The following is an 18,642-nucleotide window of genomic DNA, read 5'->3' as shown; positions in this document are numbered from 1 at the left end:
AGTTATGCCAAGTCAGCCGTATAATGCTAAGGGCTTGTTAAAGCTGGGGCCATAAAAATGCCTGATTAAAAACTAATAACGCTAATTTTACCGAAGGGAGGCAGGGCTGGCCCTAAAACTATGCAGGAGTTACCATTCATAAAGTTATCGGATCTTACCAGGAAGGTACAGCAGGCTATTTCAGGAATGTTTGCCGGGCAAACCTATTGGATTGTGGCGGATGTGACAAATTATTCCCGTTATGAGCACAAAGGGTATCACTATTTTGACCTGGTAGAGAAGCAGGAGCAGTCCAGTGCTATTGTAGCAAAGGTAGCTGCGGTAGCATGGGGGCAGGGAGCAGAGCGGATCCGGGAATTTGAATTTGTTACTGGCCAGCAGTTTAAGAATGATATTCATATATTGGCTAAAGTGTCTGTTACGTATCATGCAGTATATGGCCTGCAGATCACTTTACTGGATATAGATACCAGCTTTACTATTGGTTTACTGGAGCAACAAAAGCAGCAAACTTTATTGCAGTTGTTGCGGGATTGCCCCGACTTTATACAAAAATCAGGTAACCAATATATTACGAGGAATAATCAGCTTACATTAAACCCGGTTATACAGCGGATAGCAGTAGTAACTTCTGCTAATTCTGCCGGTTACCAGGATTTTAAGCATACCCTGGATACCAACCGTTTTGGGTACCAGTTTATTATTGATAATTACTTTACCGTAGTACAGGGAGAAACAAAGGCGGAATTGGTGCAGCAGCGGCTGGTGGATATTTTTAAAGCAAACGTGCCTTATGATGCGGTGGTGATTATCCGTGGAGGAGGTGCGCAAACAGACTTTCTCATTTTTGATACCTATACCTTTGGGAAGGTAGTCGCTAAATTTCCTATTCCTATTATAACAGGGATAGGGCACCAGAAGAACGAAACCATCGTGGATATGATGGCGCATAGTCCTACTAAAACACCTACCAAGGCTGCGGAATTTATCATATCACATAATAAGGAATTTGAAGAAGCGGTGATTGATGAACAACAACGCATCCTGATCAAATCACAACAACTGTTTTCTATTCACTTTCAGGCATTGTCAGCACTTAATACAGGAATTATTAATAATGCCAGGACATTACTGGCACAGCATAAAGAGGCAGTCATTCATTATAACCAGGTCACTGTTAATACCACCAGGTCTATCCTTTTTAATCAGCACCGGGATCTGATGGCATTGTCTAACCAGGTGTTGTCCAAGCCCCGGATACTGGTATCCAACAAACTAAACGACCTGGATAATATGCTGGCTAATATCCGGTCTTTCAGCAGGATACGCATTCAAAGGGAGCGGAGTTATGTCGGGCATTATGAAACAGTATTCCGGTTGATGAGTCCGGCAAATATTTTGAAACGCGGATTTGCCCTGGTATATGTGGATGATAAAATTATCAGTGACCCTACAAGTATTAAGACCGGTAAGGATATTAAAGTATTATTAACTGACATGGAAATTAACGCCACCGTTAAATCTAAAAATAAAGCAGATGGAACAGCATTTGACCTATGAATCAGCCTTCCAGGAATTGAAGGTAATTGCAGCAGAAATAGAGAATGAATCCGTTTCGGTAGATGTATTGGCGGAAAAGGTGAAACGTGCTGCCGTGCTGATCGAATTCTGCCAGAAGAAATTACGCGCTACAGAAACAGAAGTAACCAATATTATCAAGCAAATGGAAAATAATAATACTACAGAAAAGTAAGGCTAAGGGGCGATAAATAGTTGTGATAACGCAGGTTTTCTTATATTTGTAACCAATGGGTTTCATAAGGACGCATTATTCTACATGAGAAGAGATGTTTTTCAGGCAATAGCCGATCCTACCAGACGGGAAATTATCAATTTGCTGGCCTATCAGTCACTGAACCTGAACGAGGTAGCCGTGAATTTTAATATCAGCCGGCCAGCTGTTTCCAAGCATATCCGGATATTGACCGAATGCGGATTGGTAGTGATTAAGCAACAGGGACGGGAACGATTTTGTGAGGCCAACCTGGGAAAACTAAAAGAGGTGTCTGATTGGGCCGAAAAATACCGGGCTTTCTGGGCCAATAAATTAGATGCGCTGGAAGTGTTTCTTGCAAAGGAGCATAAATCTATACGGAAAAGTAAGGTGTAGAAAGGCGACTTATTCCCGCCAGTTATCAATACGCAGCTGTTCAAAGAATGTTTCTTCTGCTATCTCTCTTACCCCTCCTGCCGGAAGATCGCCCAGCTTCAGATCTTCAATAGATACCCTGATCAACCGTTTACAACGATGACGCAAGGCATACACCATTTTCCTTACCTGGTGAAACTTCCCCTCCGTTAAAGTAATCAGCAGCCAGGTGTGAGGCTTGTACTCCTTTTGTCCTTTTTCCTGCTGGAAAAAGACAGCAGGATCTGCTACAATGGATGCCTCACACGGGGTCGTGACATAATTCTCGTTGCCCTTGATTTTAATGGTAACCCCCGTTTGTAAACGATTTAGGCTTTCGGGGCTTACGGTATCCTTTACTTTTACCAGGTAAGTACGCTTATGGGGTGTTGTTCCTTCAAACAGGAGTTTGGTGACCCTTTTATTCGTTGTTAAAATCAGGAGCCCTTCCGAATGATTATCCAGTCTGCCTACGGCATGTGTGCCTTCGGGGAAGCTAAAATCCAGGTCGCCTAACAATCCTACCTTATCCGGGCTCACAAATTGGGATACAATGTTGGAAGGTTTATTGATAATGAAATAACGGTGATCACCCTGGCTCATGCAGTCTGGATTTGGGCGTAAACTTACATAAGTTGCTCCATTTAACAAGTGATCACCTTACTGATGAGCCAGTATCAGCGGGTCAGGAGCCCGTCAATGGAATAACGCCCGCCTCCATGCATAAAGATAAGTATACATAAACCCAATACCAGGAGGTGGTATTCAAATCCTTCGTGCCCGGCAGGCATCTTGCCAAACCAGTTCATGAAATAGCCGCTTTTAAAGTGCACAAATACAATCATCCCTACAAACAGGCCAAACATGCCTACTGCCGCTATACGTGTAGCAAAGCCCGTGAGTAGCAGCAGGGTACCCAAACATTCTACCAGAATGGATAAGACGGCAACAGGTACTGACAGCCCTATCGCGTGTGTCATGTGTTCCATTTCTCCGGAAAGGCCAGGACCATTAAACCATCCGAACATTTTTTGTGCAGCATGTGGAAAAAGTACCACCCCAAGGGTGAACCGTAATATGAAGCCGGTCCAGCTATGCTCCGTAGCAAACAGTTGCTGTGTGAATACGTTGTACATCATTTGATTTTTATAGTACAAAGTTGCGGAGGATAGGAGGTAAGATCCTGTGATTTTTGGTAAATAAATATTGTGATAAATATCACAATATCATTTACCTGGTTTCATCTGCTGACTTTTCAGTCTGCTAAGGGTTTCCCGGGTGATACCCAGATAGGACGCTATATGTTGCTGGGAAAGACGTTGCTCAAAATAGGCATACCTGCTGAAAAAGTCAGCATACCTTTCATCTGCAGGCTTCTGAAGATAAAGTATTCTGCGTTGCAGCGCACTGAATGCCTGCAGCAGGATTTTCCGGAAATAAACTTCCAATGGAGGGATTTCTTTAAAGAGCTGTTCCAGTAGCCCTCTTTCAATTAGTAGTACTTCCGCATCTTCCAGGGCATCTATGTTGTATACTGATGGGGTATTGGTAAGCATACTGTGCCAATCGGTCATCCACCAGTTTTCGAACCCAAACTGCACTACATTTTCTTTACCATCTTCACTTACTTCATACTGGCGCAGACAACCTTTTAACACAAAATGATCATACTGGCATTGTTCTCCTTCCTGAAGCAGATATTGGTGTTTGCGGAAACGCTTATGCAGCAGGGCGGCACAAAAGATTTCCTGCTCCTGGTCGTTTAAAGTTACATATTTGGCTATATGTGCCAGTATAGGTGCATACATGCATCAAATGTACATAAATAGCGGAATTACCGGACAAGGCAAACCCGGAAGGAAGCGGCATAAAACAAAAAAGTCTTAATTTTATTGGAAAGCCCCCGCATATGAAATTCAATACTTTAGTACCAAATATTTTCTATTCCGATATTAACACCGGACTGAAACTCTTTGTCAGCTGTCTTGGATTTGATATCGTTTATGATGAGCTGAAATCAGAGCGCCCTTTTTGCATCATTAAAAAAGATGCGCTGAAAATTCACCTGGTACAGGATCATGATTTTGCCATAAAAGACCGTCCGGAAATAAGAATTGAAACGGATGATATTGATGCGGTATATCAGCAGGTAAACAAGAATGCTCCTGAGCTGCTGCATCCTAATTCCAATAAGGTGGCTTCCCGCCCCTGGGGAAGTAAAGAGTTTGCCCTGCGTGACGAATCAGACGTATGCGTGATCATCGTGCAATGGTAATATTCCTGGTTTATTTATTTCTTCCTTTTTCACCAGGATAGAGTGATGGTACCGGATCGCTTTGAAATACTTCCCTGGTATCAATATTCAGTGCCGACAGCTTTCCCGTAAATGCAGCCCCGGTATCTATATTCCACACATTACATGCCTGCATGGGCACATCCACCCCATAACGTAGGGTGGGGGTATGGCCAATATAGATTTCCTTGAACAATAGGAGCCTTTTAGGGAATAACACGGAATCCCTTTCTATCCTGTTGTCCATTGTAAGCGCCATTTCCCAAAGGGTTCTGTCCCAGGAATAATTACTCTGATAATGTTCATATGCCGGGCCGTGCATAGAAGAAAAACCAGCATGGATAAACAACCTGTTTTGATCATCTATATAGTAGTTATACAGGTGATTGAAAAAGGCCAGATGCATATCTTTGCGTGCAGCAGAGATTTTAGCATAGCTGCTGATAGTAGATTCACCTCCATTAAACAACCAGGTTTTGTCCGGGGGCATCCCACTCAGCCAGGATTCGCACCAGGCATCATGATTACCTTTAATAAAAATACATGGGAAGTTTTGGGAAAGCTCCATCAGATATTCAATCACCTGTGCCGATTCAGACCAGCCATCTACATAATCTCCCAGAAAGATTAACCGGTCATTCTTTTGCGGATCAATGGCTGTTATTATTTGTTTCAGTGCTTTTAATGCACCGTGTATATCTCCAATCGCAAATGTCTTTCCCATATGAGCTGTTTTAACTGCAGGAAGATACCATAAGGTATAACTTTTTCGCCTGTAACAGTCAGCCGCTTATCCTTTATCACTTTTATTAAAACCGTTCTGGAAGTACAATTGTTTGATTATTTTTTTGTAACCGATCCATCCCAATAGCAGGATCAGCCATAATGGCCAGAGTTGGAGAAAGAAAATGATGAGCGCTCTCAGCAACTCTGTACCGCTACGTAGGGCAGTTAAGATCTCCGTACCAAAACCGGCACGGATCATCTGTCTTGGATTGGCCATTACCTGTATGTCGGCCAGTTCGGGCTGGAAGAGTTGTACGGTAAAGGTGGCATAAGCTACATGATCCTGTATGTCGAGGTTGGCTATTTTTCTGTCAATCACATTATCCTTCTGCTGGTCTTTATATCTGGCAACATCTAATGAGGATGTTTTTTTATCAGGGCTTACCTGGTTATTATTTGCAGCAGCCTGTTGATTTCTCAGTGCATTTGCCAGATAATTTAATGTTGCATCTTTTTCTTTCAGCACACGATGATCAATATAGCTGGCCATATCTGTGAGTGTGTGTACCACAGAGTCCAGCTGTGCTACGGGCACTTTTAATGTCAGATTGGCCGTAGGAGTGTAAAGCTGTACACGTTTGATGGAGTCTGCTGTGTAGGGAAATTCATGACTTTGCCGGGATACATTTTGCAAGGTGCTTTCTACTACGATGCCGTCCAGTGAGTTAACAATCTGTTCCATGCGGGAGGTGGCAGCAAAAACGTTGTTTACGCGGCATCGTACATCAGCAGTCCGCATCCTTTTCCTGGAAGGAGAGGTGAGGTTAGCAATGTCTGCAGAAAAATTAGTGGTGTCTGCGGTGTTGGTGTAGGCAGACATTTCTTTGCTGGTTTGCTGTTGACAGGCACACAGCGTCAGTATGGGGATTACCCAATAGAATAAGGAACTGCGCATAGTAACGAGATTTATGCTTTATACAAGGCGGCATGAAAAGGTAACCTTTAAGAAATGTTAAAATGCAAATAGCAACGAATCGTAATAGTTTGAAAACAGGGGTCTGTATTTTCAGTTATCTTTGTCGAACGTTTGTTAAACGAGCTTATTATAATATGTCATTATTTATCGCATCATTAAATTCAGGGAGCAACGGCAACTGTTATTATATTGGGAATGACCAGGAAGCTGTGTTGATCGACGCAGGTATTTCCTGCCGTGAAACAGAGAAACGCATGAGGCGGCTCGGATTATCCATGCAACAGGTAAAGGCTATTTTTATATCTCATGAGCATTCGGATCATATCCGGGGTGTTGCCGTATTGGCGAAGAAGTATCAGCTGCCGGTATACATTACTGCCGGCACACTATTGCATGGGGGGCTTATTTTGCACGAGCATCTGGTAACTGCCTTTCGGGCTTATGAACCGGTGTACATCGGAGGCCTTGCGGTGACAGCTTTTCCCAAAGAGCATGATGCTGCAGAACCCCATAGCTTTATTATTACTGGTAATACAATTAATATTGGTGTTTTTACAGATATCGGGATCTCCTGCGAACATGTGATCCGTCATTTCCAGCAATGCCATGCCGCTTTCCTGGAAGCCAACTACGATGAAGTAATGTTGGAGCAAGGCAGGTATCCCTATTATTTAAAGAATCGTATCCGTGGTGGTAAAGGGCACTTGTCTAATACACAGGCATTAGAACTTTTTAAAACACACCGGCCTGCTTTTATGAGCCATTTACTGTTGTCACATCTTTCGCAGGACAATAACAATCCGTCACTGGTACAGGAACTATTTGACCAGCATGCTAATGGGATAAAGATTGTAGTAGCCTCACGTATGCAGGAAACAGCAGTATATCAGATCAGTATTTAGTGAATCACACCGGCACTTTTTTCTGATGCTGTTACCGGTGCAGTAATGGTGCGACGTCCTGTTATCAATACTACTAATGCCAGTGTAGCCGATCCGGCCATAATGGCTACCATCGGTACGGCAGATTTGGCATTAAACAGACTCACGCCCACAGAGGCCAATGCCCCCAGTCCCATTTGCAAGGCGCCCATCAAAGAAGAGGCACTGCCTGCCTGCTTTGAAAAGGGGGCCAGCGAAAGTGCTGCAGCATTAGGATTCGCAAAGCCCAGACAACACAGGAAAACAAACAATAGGGCAATGGTACCTCCCAGCCCCAATAACCCATTTATCATACCCAGTAGGAAAACAATTCCTGTCAGCGCCTGGCAGATCAATGCTATTAATACAATTTGCTCACTTTTATATTTCCGCAGTAAAAGACTGTTTACCTGGCTGGACCCAATAAATCCTACAGACAGGAAGGCAAATATCCATCCATACGTTTTTTCACTTACCTGGAAAATATCCATAAATACCAGTGGAGAGCCGGAAACGTAAGCAAACAATCCGGAGAAGGCAATAGCGCCGGTAAATACATAGGTATAAAACTGTGGCTCCCGGATCACTGAAAGGAAGTTGTTAATAATCGGTTTTGGCTTTAAAGAAAAAGTTGGATCGGGCTGATAACTTTCGGGCAACCAGAAAATAACGGCACAAAGAATGAGGGCGCCCATAATGGCCAGGATCAGGAATATGGCCTGCCATCCTAATGCGGCTGTTACATAGCCACCCACAGTAGGAGCTATCATAGGTGAAACACCTACTACCAGCATCAGCAGGGAAAATACCTTGGCATTATCTTTTACAGGAAACAGGTCGCGTACCATGGCAATAGAAGCTACTGCTGCAGCACAACTCCCAATGGCTTGTACAAAACGTAGCGCAACAAGTGCGTCAATAGTATGTACTGTCATACACCCCAGCGATGCCAGGATATAAAGTGTTAGCCCAATATATAATGGTTTCTTACGGCCGAAACGATCTAATAACGGACCATACAACAGCTGTCCTGCCGAAATGCCAATAAAAAAGCTGGATAAGGAAAGCCCTACACCGGCAACGGTAGTTTGCAATTCTTTTGCGATGGCCGGGAAGCCAGGCAGATACATATCAATGGAAAATGGACCTAATGCAGTTAATGTACCCAGTATCAGTATCAGATAGAAATATCGCTTGTTCGTCATTATTTAATTATTACATGCACCTGACATATTACCCTGCAGTGAGCAGCATGGTTATCAGGCTGCAAAGGTATTAGCTAATATTCAAAAACAGGTATTATGCCTGGATTACCAATACCTGAAAATGATGATGCGTGACTGCTCATTTAGCAATGGCCCGGGGTTTTAAGCAGGCAGAAAATTTTATTCATCATAAATGGGTAGCTTTATCTTTTCAATCACCGTATACTGGTAACTGTCAGGATTGTCAAGGCAAGATAAGTATAGTAATACCTGCTGGCAGGAATCATTCAGGACAGGATATCCATTTCCGGACATTTTCTGTCCATATATGAACATTTTTGTAAAGAGAAAAATAGGAAAGTGCCTGCTGGTGGCTGCGGAAGGATTGTGGCAATCTTATTGTATCAGTCATGTGAATGGAATGCTTCCAGGAACAAAATATTACTGTTATGTTCAGGAACTACTTAAAAATCGCCATCAGGGGCCTGTTGAAAAACAAGCGCATCTCTTTTATCAATATTTTCGGCCTGTCTGTAGGGATGGCCGTTACTATACTGATAGGATTATGGATATGGGACGAATTGTCGTTTAATAAATACCATGAAAATTATCCCCGTATTGCCAGGGTATGGCAACGTTTTTCCATGAAGGGGGAAACGGGGGCTTTTCCCGGCTTGCCAATCCCTGTAGCGGCTGAACTGCGCAACAAGTTCCCGGATGATTTTAAATATGTAGTTATCGCTAGTTCTCCAGGCACAAATACGATCTCTTTCCAGGAAAAAAAGTTTACACAGTCGGGTAGTTTTATGGAGGAGGATGGTCCGGAAATGTTGACCCTGAAAATGTTAAAAGGCACCCGGAATGGGCTAAAAGATCCGTCTTCCATTATGTTGTCTGCTACCCTGGCCAAATCTCTTTTTGGAGACACAGATCCGCTGAATAAGATAGTGAAGCTGGATAACCGGCTCAATGTAAAAGTAACGGGTGTATATGAAGATTTGCCACGAAATACCTACTTCAACGAACTGACTTTTGTTGCCCCCTGGAAATTATATACGACTTCCTGGGATTGGATTCATGCTGCACTGGATAGGTGGGATGTAAATGTTACTTCCGTTTTTGTACAGCTTGCCCCGCAGGCAGATTTTGATAAGGTGTCGCAGAAAATAGGGGAGATACTGGAAAAGAAAAATCCATCTCCTCCCGGCGGCACTACTTCCATATTTCTACATCCCATGAGCCGGTGGCATTTGTATGCTGAATTTAAAAACGGGGTAAGTGTAGGGGGACAAATCCAGTATGTGCGGCTTTTTGGCATCATTGGTTTTTTTGTGCTGCTCCTGGCATGTATTAATTTTATGAACCTTAGCACGGCCCGTTCGGAAAAAAGAGCTAAGGAAGTAGGGATACGCAAAGCTGTAGGCTCGGTACGCGGACAATTAATCAGCCAGTTTTTGAGCGAATCAATCCTCGTCTCTTTATTCTCTTTTTGGTTATCTCTGGTGATCGTACAACTATTGCTGCCCTGGTTTAATCAGGTGGCAGATAAGGATATTTCGGTATTATGGCGCAACCCCTGGTTCTGGACGGCAGGTATAGGATTCAGTTTGTTTACCGGGTTACTTGCAGGAAGTTATCCGGCTTTGTACCTCTCGGCTTTTCAGCCAGTAAAAGTGTTAAAAGGAACTTTCCGGGCAGGTCGTTTTGCGGCCTTGCCACGTAAAGTATTGGTAGTGGTACAGTTTTCTGTTTCGGTATTGCTGATCACAGGGACCATTATCGTTTTTAAACAAATTCAATATGCAAAGAACCGGCCTGTAGGGTATACCAGGGAAGGTTTAATAGCGGTACGTATGACTACCCCGGACATTTATAACAACTACCAGGCGGCGCGTACTGCCTTGCTGGAAACAGGGATGGTAGGGGAAGTGTCCGAATCGCAGGGACCCGTAACGGATATCTGGTCCAGCAATGGTGGTTTTGAATGGGAGGGGAAAATGCCTGGTGAGCCAGCCTTTTTCGCTACCATTGGCATCACCTTTGAACATGGGAAAACAGTAGGGTGGCAATTCGTTGACGGCAGGGATTTTTCCAGGAATTTTGCGACTGATTCTGCCGGTGTGGTACTCAATGAATCGGCAGTAAAATATATGAAACTGGAAAATCCGGTTGGTAAAATCATCCGCTGGGATGGTGTTGGTTATAAGGTATTAGGGGTGATCAAGGATATGATTATGGCCTCTCCTTATGAACCTATACCTCAATCCTTTTTTTATATCCTGAAAGAGCGGGGCAACTTTATCAATGTCCGTATCAAACCGGATGTTAATATCAGGGATGCGCTTACAAAGATCAGCGCCATTTTCCAGCAATATAATCCTGCTGCTCCTTTTGAATACAGTTTTGCGGATGAAGAGTATGCTAAAAAATTCAATTATGAAGTAGGGATAGGGAAGCTGTCTACTTTTTTTGCCACGCTGGCTATCCTGATCAGTTGCCTGGGATTATTCGGACTGGCTTCTTTTGTTGCAGAACAGCGGACGAAGGAAATTGGCATCAGAAAAGTATTGGGAGCATCCGCCTTTAACTTATGGCGGATGCTGTCCAAAGATTTTGTACTGCTGGTATTGTTGTCCTGTTGTATTGCGATACCGTTTGCCTGGTACTTTTTGCACGACTGGCTGCAGCGGTATGCTTATCACACTGAAATTACCTGGTGGATCTTTGCTATTGTAGCAGGAGGTGTATTGCTCATCGCTTTATTAACAGTAAGCTATCAGGCCACCAGGGCAGCGCTGGCCAATCCGGTAAAGAGCCTGCGTTCGGAATAGCCCAGACTACAGCAGGCGGTTATATCAGCAGGATATCTATCCGATGCCCTTGTACCAGCTGATGATGAGGCGACCAGGAGAAGATGGTAAAATAGCCATCCTGGGAAGCTACCAGGGCCAGTGCATTCTTTTGATCATGGATGAACTGTGCTGCTGAAAAATGACGGGTACCTCCTATCCCTGATGGATGTACCAATACCGGACCACCTCCTATCACCGGCTCCATCAGCAGTACCTGGTCTACCGGGGTAGATTTGCTGGCACGTGCTATCTTGGCCCCAAAGGTGAGCAGCTCGTGTTTGTCATTGATCACGGTAGCACCATCTACAGCAGTGAGCCCGGTAATATTATCGATTTCCCGTTTTAATGCTGTTTGCCAGTGAATATCTGTTACCTTCCTGCAATCGTGGCTGGTGAGGTCGGCTACGCCGGAAAAGGCAGGATATACGGGATATTGTAATGGCTGTACAATAGACTCTTTCCAGCAATCATTTCCCGCGGGTGTTACCAGCAAAATACCTCCATGCTGATGTGCCCGCATAGATACAGCTATCTGGATCAATACATTGACCGGGTCATTCCATAGCGGAGAAGAGTCGAGCCCCAATAGGGAAGTCAGCATAGCCGGGCTATCCGGCAGGAGGGCGCTGTTTTCATCCACTACTTTTACCTGGTCGCCTTTGAGTACCGCCACGTTGGTAAATTTTCCCAATCCTATTATCCGGCGGTGTTTTACGACCAGTAATCCTGGCTCAGATACATCCAGCACAAAACAATAATTGGGTAGTTTGGTAGTGGTGCCCCAGATATATAATTCGTCACCTTCACACCATACACCTACGTGTACCCCGGGGCGTTCCACTCCTGGCGCCAGTTTGCTCAGCACTTTTGAATTCAGCGGGAGCCGCTTTTGGAAAAGCAGGGGTTTGCCTGCCTGGGACGGCATCAGAAAAGCGAGGGAAATACGTGGTGCATGTCCTTCTTCTCTTTGCAGGCTGGCCCAGAAAGCGATGTCTATCATTTTTTCAATCAGCCGGGGTTCCGGCACAATGGCCAGATCCTCTTCCTGATTTTCCTGGGCAGCAATAAGATGTTTAACAAAATGGGCTGCTATACTGCCAGCCACCTTACTGGCAGCCTGGTAAGATGATTCGTGAACTACTTCCATACAAAACTGTTAATGCCAATAGCGCGTTTAAGAACCTCTTTATGATGCTGTCCTTGCTGTAATACCTGTTTACCGGGTGAAGAGGGTTACATCTTCCTCGCCGGGCTCGCAGTCGTACAATAATTCCTGCCAGTCGGCCGGTAAAGGGAAGATGTCCGGCAGACCACCCATAAGTTCCAGCCATCCGCTCATTTCATCCGATACTTCCAGGTTTTCGCCAAATTCGTTGTCAAATACGAGGAAGGTGACTTCTCCGGGATAAGAAAATACTTTATAACCTGTAATCCGGGTTACATCGTCCCAGTTAAGGGTGTTATCAATATCTTCATCGTATTTTACAGAAAGGGTCTGTTCATCAAAGAGTATGTCCATATTGTAAAGTTATTTATTTAAATCATTCCATTCGTGTGTGGCATCGTTGCCAGGATGGCCTGCGATACGCACCAATATTCTGCTATTACTCCGTTTTTTAACCGGTAAATGTCATAAAAAACGGAGGGGGTACCTGCCTTTTTTCCTTCGGATTGTACCACTACAAAATTCCCTTCTGCCAGTATACGGTGCATTTTTAATGCAGTGCGCCCGGCAATGGCTGGTATTTCGGGATCATGGATGATGCATGTGGGGCTTAGGTGGCTGGCTATGGTGATGGGATCTGGCAGATGGCAAAGCCGTTGAAAGAATGCGGTTATGATAGCTTTGTTACTTGCGGTAAGCGAAAGGTCTTCTATCACGGTGCTGCCGTTGGTCATCGTAACAGCTGTGTCAGTTGTTGCCGGCTGTTCCTGTATGGCGTCCCAGTGTTCGGTCAGCTTTCCCTGTTCTGTACGGTATAGCTCGGCTACTACCAGTTTTTTGTTTCCAAAAGTTAAATCCAGATGAAGGAATACCATATCATCTGCTGCCAGGGCTCTTATTACCGGAGACTGTTGAGCTGCGGGTTGCGGCAACTGTTTTAAATAGGTCAGCGCTTCCCGCAATCCTGCTTTACCGTCTTTTAAACCAGGGTTATGCTGTATATAGTGATCACTTACGTAGGTGTCAATGAGGTCGGTACGTTGCTGTCCGATTAAATATTTATAAGCTTCCAGTACAATTGTTTTGTTTGATGAATGTTGCATGAGCTGTTTATGGAAAGAACAATCAGGATGGAGGATCCCATTCATGATTGCAGGTAAAGAAATAGTGAATCGATGATTTAGCAAGAGAAGAAAAGGCATGCTGATCCCTTTACTATCTGGTAAGGTAGCAGCAGCACTTGCTATGCAGGCACCCGGAATTTGATGGTCCGGTTTTGATATGTAGATAAAGTAAGTATCCCGCAAACATAAAGTATTTTTTCTGTAAACAACTATGCAATAAGGATAAGATAAATTAGTTATATTTAGCAGGTGTTTGTGCAACCCGGTACATCGTGTCCCTTTCTATCTCCTTTTTATCAACAAAAATCTAACTACCACATGAAAAACAAATTTCCGTTTATTACTTTATCCCAAAGCCTGCTGCTTTTAAGAATAGCAGTGCCGTTTATGCTGATAGCACATGCCGTGATCCGTATTACCGGAGGTACTATAGGGCGCTTTGCCAACTTTCTGGAGGAGCGTGGATTTATTTTTGGTTTGGCGATTGTGTGGCTGATTACCATTGTGGAGCTGGCAGGTGGGATCTTAATGATGTTGGGCTATTACACCCGGTGGATTGCCGCTATTTTTATTGTACAGCTTACCCTGGGTATTATCATTATCCATGCTGCCAAGGGCTGGTTTGTGGGAGAACATGGTACCGGTGGAGTGGAGTACAGCCTGGTACTGATCGTAGCGCTTGTGGTGATAGCAGCCGCGGATAAAAAATAACGCGCCGGCAAATGTAATTAGTTATAGCAGCTACAGACTTTATGATAATCCTTATTTTATTTATAATTTTCCCATAAAATCCTATCTATGAAACAAACAACATCTATTGTATTGTTACTTTTAATGGCAGGTGCAGTACATGCACAAACGCTGCAATCTGTTACGGATAATGGTAACAACACTACTACTAATCCGATTATTGTGCAGGGCAATGAAGCTGCCAGGTCTTTCTCTTTAAAAAACAACCAGGGTATACTTCGCTGGGGAATAGGATTGGCAAATGATGATGGTAATACATTAATGATTCATCAATATTCTGCTACAGGAGTCTATAGTGCTTCTCCTCTTACTATTAATGGTTCACTTGTAAAAATACCTGGCAGGTTGGTAATGGGGGCTTCTACTGACGATGGAGTGTCAGCAATACAGTTGAATGGAGTAGTACTGGCAGATAAATTCCGTTTAAATACCATCACTACGCCTGGCCCCGGGGGAGGTGTCTTTGCTCCTGCTTCTGCTACGGTAGGGATATACACTTCCAATGGGGAACGCCTGCGCATAGATGGAAACGGCAACGTAGGTATTGGTACCAAAAAGACAGATGTTTACAGGCTGGCGGTAGAAGGTACCATTGCCGCGCGTAAAATGAAGGTAACACAGGAAGCCTGGCCCGACTACGTATTTGAGGATCATTACAAATTGCCTTCTCTACAGGAAACTGCTGCATTTATTAAAGTAAACCGCCATTTACCAGACATTCCTTCCGCCAGCGAAATAGCCGCTAATGGTTTGGACCTGGGTGAAATGAATAAAAAGCTGTTGCAAAAAATAGAAGAACTTACCTTGCATCTTATCAGGCTGGAAGCAGAAGTGGAAAAGCTGAAAAACAAATAATGATCATCGCTTCAGATATACGGATAGGTAATTACGTATGGTACTATGATAGGTACATGCAGGAAACCGCATTCCTGGTGGAAGGGATCCTGGACGGTTATATTTATAACTCCGGATTGCCGCTTAGCAAGATCTCCTGTGAAAAAGCCAATCCACTTATCCTGGACCTCTATTTATTACGGAAATTTGGTTTTATTCCGGGAGATCCTGACTATGGAGAAGATGAAAATGTATATTCTTTTAAATACAACCGGCTGAACAGTATCCATGTTTTGTATAAAGCGGAAGCCTTTCAACCTTTAACAGATGCTCCTGCCGGGTTAGTGCCTTATGGATTACCTATTGTACATGTGCATCAGTTGCAAAACCTGTTTCATGCTATTACCGGAGATGAGTTAATTATATTTGAATAGCTATAATTTTCCATGTTATGAAGTATGCTATCGTTTTACTGTTGTCAGGACTTTGTATATGCAATGTAGTTTCCGCCCAGCAAAAGAAAGGCTGGAAGCTGATCTGGCAGGAAGAATTTAATTATACCGGACTACCAGATACCAGTAAGTGGGGATATGAGGTAGGGCATGTACGGAATAACGAGGCCCAATACTATACCCAGGCCAGGAAAGAGAATATCCAGGTCGGAAATGGGGTGCTTACTATCCGGGGAATAAAGGAAAATTATCCTAACGCCGCATACCGGGCAGGGGCAACCTATTGGAGTCAGCAAGATAGCCTGGCTGGCTATACCAGTGCCAGTATCAATACAGATAATAAGTTTACCGTAACCTACGGACGTATTGAAGTAAAGGCAAAATTGCCCCAGGGTGGGGGCATCTGGCCCGCTATCTGGATGCTGGGAGCCGACCGCAGTAACGGCGGCTGGCCGATGACCGGTGAAATAGATATCATGGAGTTTATCGGCAAGGAGCCAAACAATATCTATGGTACTATACATTATGCCAAACCAGATGGTAAATCCCATACCTCCAGCGGCAATCATATAGCAGTACCAGACCTGCACCCGGGATTTCATATATATGCAATAGAGTGGGATGAACAAAAGATTGATATCTTTTGTGATGATTCCATGTACCACCGGTTTAATATTGATGCTGCGAACAGGACTACTGATAATCCATTCCGCAAACCATTTTACCTGTTGCTCAACCTGGCCATCGGAGGCGCCTGGCCCGGCCCTATAGACGATAAGCTATTGCCACAGGAATTTGTAGTGGATTATGTAAGGGTATACCAGAAAAAGTAACCTCCTTTAAAATAATGGGAAAGGGTACCTCCACAGGTACCCTTTTTTATGCTATGATGCTGCGGAAAGTGCATCCTGACGTAGGTTTATCCCTTTTGTTCTTAGGTAAACCTATGACAGGCCTATGTTTAGCCTATGCAAAGTCATAGATATCCTACCTATATCCTACCCTTTACCTACCTATGAGCTACCTATATCCTACCCTAAAAAGGGGTAGGATATAGGTAGGTTATCTGTTGCTCACCTCTGGCTCCACCTTATTTTATTATGGTGTTATCACTGGTTTTTCTATATATTACTCCGGTAAATGCACGTTATCTGGTGGAAATTCCCGTATATCATAATGAAAATGAACAGGCGCTGCTACAGCAGGTAGCAGCAGGCAATGAGGCGGCTTTTACAGCACTGTTTGACCATTATTGGTCCAAAGTATATGTCCATATCCTCAGTTTTCTGAAAAATACTGCCTTATCGGAAGAGGTGACTCAGGACATTTTCCTTAAAATATGGGAAGTGCGCCAAAATTTGCCGGAACTGAACAGCTTTAAAAACTTTCTTTTCATCATTACCCGCAACCGTATTTTATCTGAATTGCGGAAAAAACCGGCATTGCCGGAAGAGAACGACCTCTCCATCCTGGAAGAGCAGGTACTGGTACCCGACCGCCAGCTGCGTTATAAGGAGTTTTATACCCATGTAATGGATGCGATAGAACTATTGCCCGCCCAAAAGAAAAGGGTGTTTAAAATGAACCGGGTAGAGAACCGGAGCCGTGCGGACATCGCGCGGGAAATGGGGCTTACTTACGGAACTGTAAACCAATACCTGGTAGAAGCGATCAGTTTTCTCAAAACCCACCTCCGGAATAAGGTTTCCGGTGATCTGCTCCTCCTGTTTTCCGTGGCAGGATTTATCCTGGAAAAATAATTTCACTTTTTTTTTGGTCAGACACTACAAGTCCTTATTCTTTTGCGTCTTTAAATAGGAAAGGATATGTCATGATCACAAAACAGGCATTAAAAGCTATCATCGATCAGTATGTTACCGGCACGCTGGATACGCCCGGAAAGGAAACCTTACGCGGTATCATTGCGGATCCTGCCTATGAACAGGTATTGGCTGAACTGATGGATGAGGCTTTTGAAGAGCGGCTGGCCGGTACTTATGATTACCCGGAAACGCAACAGCGGATGAAACAGCTATTGCTGCAACAGATCAGACAGCTGGAACAGCCTGTAAAACGAATGTATCCCTGGCGTACCTGGTGGGCAGCGGCAGCGATCGTTCTGCTGGCAGGCAGTACCGGCGCTTATTTCTGGATGCAGCATCCCACGGTGGAAAATATTCCGGCTGCAACAGTTGCTACCGTATTACCCGGCAGCAACAAAGCAGTACTGATATTAGCGGATGGGTCTGCAGTGACATTAGACAGCACCGGCAACCAGGTGATCCAACAGGGAAAAACAGCCATTCATCAAAATAAGGGACAACTGCAATACATCGCACAGGGGCCCGGCACGGCAACAGGTTTTAATACGTTGCGTACCCCAAGGGGAGGCCAGTTCCAGCTTACCTTGCCAGATGGTACCAGGGCATGGCTTAACTCTGCCAGCAGCCTGAAATATCCTACTGCATTCACCGGAAAAGACAGGGTAGTGGAATTAAACGGACAAGGATATTTTGAAATTGCCAGCAATGCAGCAAAACCATTTAAAGTAAAAGTGAACAATGCGCTGGAGGTGCAGGTGCTGGGTACCCGTTTTGATATCATGGCCTATCCTGATGAAGCGGCTATTAAAACCACCCTGCTACAGGGGGCTGTCCGGGTACAAAGAGGAGCCGCGGTAGAAACATTACATCCCGGGCAGCAGGCCGTTGCTGTGATTGACTCTCTGGGGATTGCCGTGAAAGAAACTGATGTAAACAGGGCCATTGCCTGGAAAAATGGCTTGTTTATTTTCAATAATATGGAGCTGGGCACCATCCTGCGGGAAATATCCAGGTGGTATGATGTGGAGATTGTCTACCAGGCACCAGCCAATAAAAGCTTATATGGCGGCGGGATCAGCAGAAGCCAAAATCTGACAGAAGTGCTGCGCTTCCTCGAAGCGGGCGGAACAAATCATTTTAAAATAACAGGCCGACAGGTAATTGTTTTGCCATAAAGGGAACACGGGAAAAACGAATATTAAATACGGATCATAAAAACTGAGGGTGTACCATAAAAAAGCCGGAGCTGTTGCGAGCATCTCCGGCAAAAATCTGGTACCCTGATAATCTCTGCTAGACTATTTAAGAACTACCAAACACCACGAATGTATGTA

At 44.3% G+C, this 18,642-nt stretch carries 21 protein-coding genes; 12 read left to right on the top strand and 9 right to left on the bottom strand.

The window, feature by feature from the left end:
* Window positions 1–120 precede the first annotated feature (120 nt).
* The 3 genes from xseA (at window position 121) to ABR189_RS29400 (ending at window position 2,170) form a co-directional block, all read left to right on the top strand.
* Entirely contained in the window at window positions 121–1,560 is a 1,440-nt protein-coding gene (xseA, locus tag ABR189_RS29410) for an exodeoxyribonuclease VII large subunit (RefSeq protein ID WP_354664108.1), read from the top strand.
* The gene (gene xseB / locus ABR189_RS29405; RefSeq protein WP_354664107.1) at window positions 1,538–1,753 is read left to right on the top strand and encodes an exodeoxyribonuclease VII small subunit; all 216 of its coding nucleotides are present in this window, start codon (window positions 1,538–1,540) and stop codon (window positions 1,751–1,753) included. Before xseA ends, xseB begins: the two co-directional genes overlap by 23 nt.
* Window positions 1,754–1,837: 84 nt before the next feature.
* Window positions 1,838–2,170, top strand: coding sequence for an ArsR/SmtB family transcription factor (locus ABR189_RS29400; protein ID WP_354664106.1), 333 nt, complete (start codon window positions 1,838–1,840; stop codon window positions 2,168–2,170).
* 9 nt (window positions 2,171–2,179) lie between these two features.
* Here ABR189_RS29400 and ABR189_RS29395 read toward each other — a convergent pair whose 3' ends face one another.
* The 3 genes from ABR189_RS29395 to ABR189_RS29385 form a co-directional block, all read right to left on the bottom strand.
* The gene (locus tag ABR189_RS29395) at window positions 2,180–2,791 is read right to left on the bottom strand and encodes a pseudouridine synthase (protein WP_354664105.1); all 612 of its coding nucleotides are present in this window, start codon (window positions 2,789–2,791) and stop codon (window positions 2,180–2,182) included.
* A 74-nt stretch (window positions 2,792–2,865) separates the two neighbouring features.
* Window positions 2,866–3,327 carry a DoxX family protein gene (locus ABR189_RS29390; protein ID WP_354664104.1) on the bottom strand — a complete coding sequence of 154 codons (462 nt, stop codon included), beginning with the start codon at window positions 3,325–3,327 and terminating at the stop codon, window positions 2,866–2,868.
* Window positions 3,328–3,414: 87 nt separating this feature from the next.
* A complete protein-coding gene (locus tag ABR189_RS29385; RefSeq protein ID WP_354664103.1) occupies window positions 3,415–3,996 on the bottom strand; it encodes a Crp/Fnr family transcriptional regulator in 582 nt (193 codons plus the stop codon).
* 101 nt (window positions 3,997–4,097) lie between these two features.
* Between ABR189_RS29385 and ABR189_RS29380 the strand changes: the two genes are divergently transcribed.
* Window positions 4,098–4,463, top strand: a complete 366-nt coding sequence (locus ABR189_RS29380; RefSeq protein WP_354664102.1) for a VOC family protein — start codon at window positions 4,098–4,100, stop codon at window positions 4,461–4,463.
* Between the two features lie 10 nt (window positions 4,464–4,473).
* On the opposite strand, the gene ABR189_RS29375 is transcribed toward ABR189_RS29380, so the two are convergent.
* Both ABR189_RS29375 and ABR189_RS29370 read right to left on the bottom strand, forming a co-directional pair.
* Window positions 4,474–5,205, bottom strand: a complete 732-nt coding sequence (locus tag ABR189_RS29375; protein WP_354664101.1) for a metallophosphoesterase family protein — start codon at window positions 5,203–5,205, stop codon at window positions 4,474–4,476.
* Between the two features lie 66 nt (window positions 5,206–5,271).
* Window positions 5,272–6,162 carry a DUF4349 domain-containing protein gene (locus tag ABR189_RS29370; RefSeq protein ID WP_354664100.1) on the bottom strand — a complete coding sequence of 297 codons (891 nt, stop codon included), beginning with the start codon at window positions 6,160–6,162 and terminating at the stop codon, window positions 5,272–5,274.
* 155 nt (window positions 6,163–6,317) lie between these two features.
* Here ABR189_RS29370 and ABR189_RS29365 point away from each other — a divergent pair, with 155 nt between their 5' ends.
* Complete coding sequence (locus tag ABR189_RS29365) at window positions 6,318–7,085, top strand: MBL fold metallo-hydrolase (RefSeq protein WP_354664099.1); 768 nt, start codon at window positions 6,318–6,320, stop codon at window positions 7,083–7,085.
* Here the strand turns inward: ABR189_RS29365 and ABR189_RS29360 are convergent.
* Window positions 7,082–8,308, bottom strand: coding sequence for a multidrug effflux MFS transporter (locus ABR189_RS29360; protein WP_354664098.1), 1,227 nt, complete (start codon window positions 8,306–8,308; stop codon window positions 7,082–7,084). The genes ABR189_RS29365 and ABR189_RS29360 overlap by 4 nt on opposite strands.
* A gap of 449 nt (window positions 8,309–8,757) precedes the next feature.
* Between ABR189_RS29360 and ABR189_RS29355 the strand changes: the two genes are divergently transcribed.
* On the top strand, window positions 8,758–11,139 hold the full coding sequence (locus ABR189_RS29355; RefSeq protein WP_354664097.1) for an ABC transporter permease: 2,382 nt from the start codon (window positions 8,758–8,760) through the stop codon (window positions 11,137–11,139).
* A gap of 19 nt (window positions 11,140–11,158) precedes the next feature.
* Here the strand turns inward: ABR189_RS29355 and ABR189_RS29350 are convergent, their stop codons facing one another.
* The 3 genes from ABR189_RS29350 to ABR189_RS29340 all read right to left on the bottom strand — a co-directional run bounded on the left by ABR189_RS29350 (window position 11,159) and on the right by ABR189_RS29340 (window position 13,428).
* Window positions 11,159–12,307, bottom strand: a complete 1,149-nt coding sequence (locus tag ABR189_RS29350; protein WP_354664096.1) for a putative sensor domain DACNV-containing protein — start codon at window positions 12,305–12,307, stop codon at window positions 11,159–11,161.
* Between the two features lie 69 nt (window positions 12,308–12,376).
* A complete protein-coding gene (locus ABR189_RS29345) occupies window positions 12,377–12,679 on the bottom strand; it encodes a hypothetical protein (protein ID WP_354664095.1) in 303 nt (100 codons plus the stop codon).
* 17 nt (window positions 12,680–12,696) lie between these two features.
* Window positions 12,697–13,428 carry a nuclear transport factor 2 family protein gene (locus ABR189_RS29340; protein WP_354664094.1) on the bottom strand — a complete coding sequence of 244 codons (732 nt, stop codon included), beginning with the start codon at window positions 13,426–13,428 and terminating at the stop codon, window positions 12,697–12,699.
* A 339-nt stretch (window positions 13,429–13,767) separates the two neighbouring features.
* Between ABR189_RS29340 and ABR189_RS29335 the strand changes: the two genes are divergently transcribed.
* The 6 genes from ABR189_RS29335 to ABR189_RS29310 all read left to right on the top strand — a co-directional run bounded on the left by ABR189_RS29335 (window position 13,768) and on the right by ABR189_RS29310 (window position 18,483).
* A complete protein-coding gene (locus tag ABR189_RS29335) occupies window positions 13,768–14,160 on the top strand; it encodes a DoxX family protein (protein WP_354664093.1) in 393 nt (130 codons plus the stop codon).
* 87 nt (window positions 14,161–14,247) lie between these two features.
* Entirely contained in the window at window positions 14,248–15,054 is an 807-nt protein-coding gene (locus ABR189_RS29330) for a hypothetical protein (RefSeq protein WP_354664092.1), read from the top strand.
* Window positions 15,054–15,467: a hypothetical protein gene (locus tag ABR189_RS29325; protein WP_354664091.1), complete on the top strand. Its 414-nt coding sequence runs from the start codon at window positions 15,054–15,056 to the stop codon at window positions 15,465–15,467. The genes ABR189_RS29330 and ABR189_RS29325 overlap by 1 nt, the downstream gene beginning before the upstream one ends.
* Before the next feature lie 17 nt (window positions 15,468–15,484).
* On the top strand, window positions 15,485–16,318 hold the full coding sequence (locus tag ABR189_RS29320; RefSeq protein WP_354664090.1) for a glycoside hydrolase family 16 protein: 834 nt from the start codon (window positions 15,485–15,487) through the stop codon (window positions 16,316–16,318).
* A 267-nt stretch (window positions 16,319–16,585) separates the two neighbouring features.
* Window positions 16,586–17,245, top strand: a complete 660-nt coding sequence (locus ABR189_RS29315) for an RNA polymerase sigma factor (RefSeq protein WP_354664089.1) — start codon at window positions 16,586–16,588, stop codon at window positions 17,243–17,245.
* Window positions 17,246–17,316: 71 nt separating this feature from the next.
* Window positions 17,317–18,483, top strand: a complete 1,167-nt coding sequence (locus tag ABR189_RS29310) for a FecR family protein (RefSeq protein ID WP_354664088.1) — start codon at window positions 17,317–17,319, stop codon at window positions 18,481–18,483.
* Window positions 18,484–18,642: the final 159 nt, after the last annotated feature.

The organism is Chitinophaga sp. H8 (assembly GCF_040567655.1).
Lineage (GTDB): Bacteria > Bacteroidota > Bacteroidia > Chitinophagales > Chitinophagaceae > Chitinophaga > Chitinophaga defluvii.
This window is presented reverse-complemented; position numbering and strand designations above follow the sequence as displayed.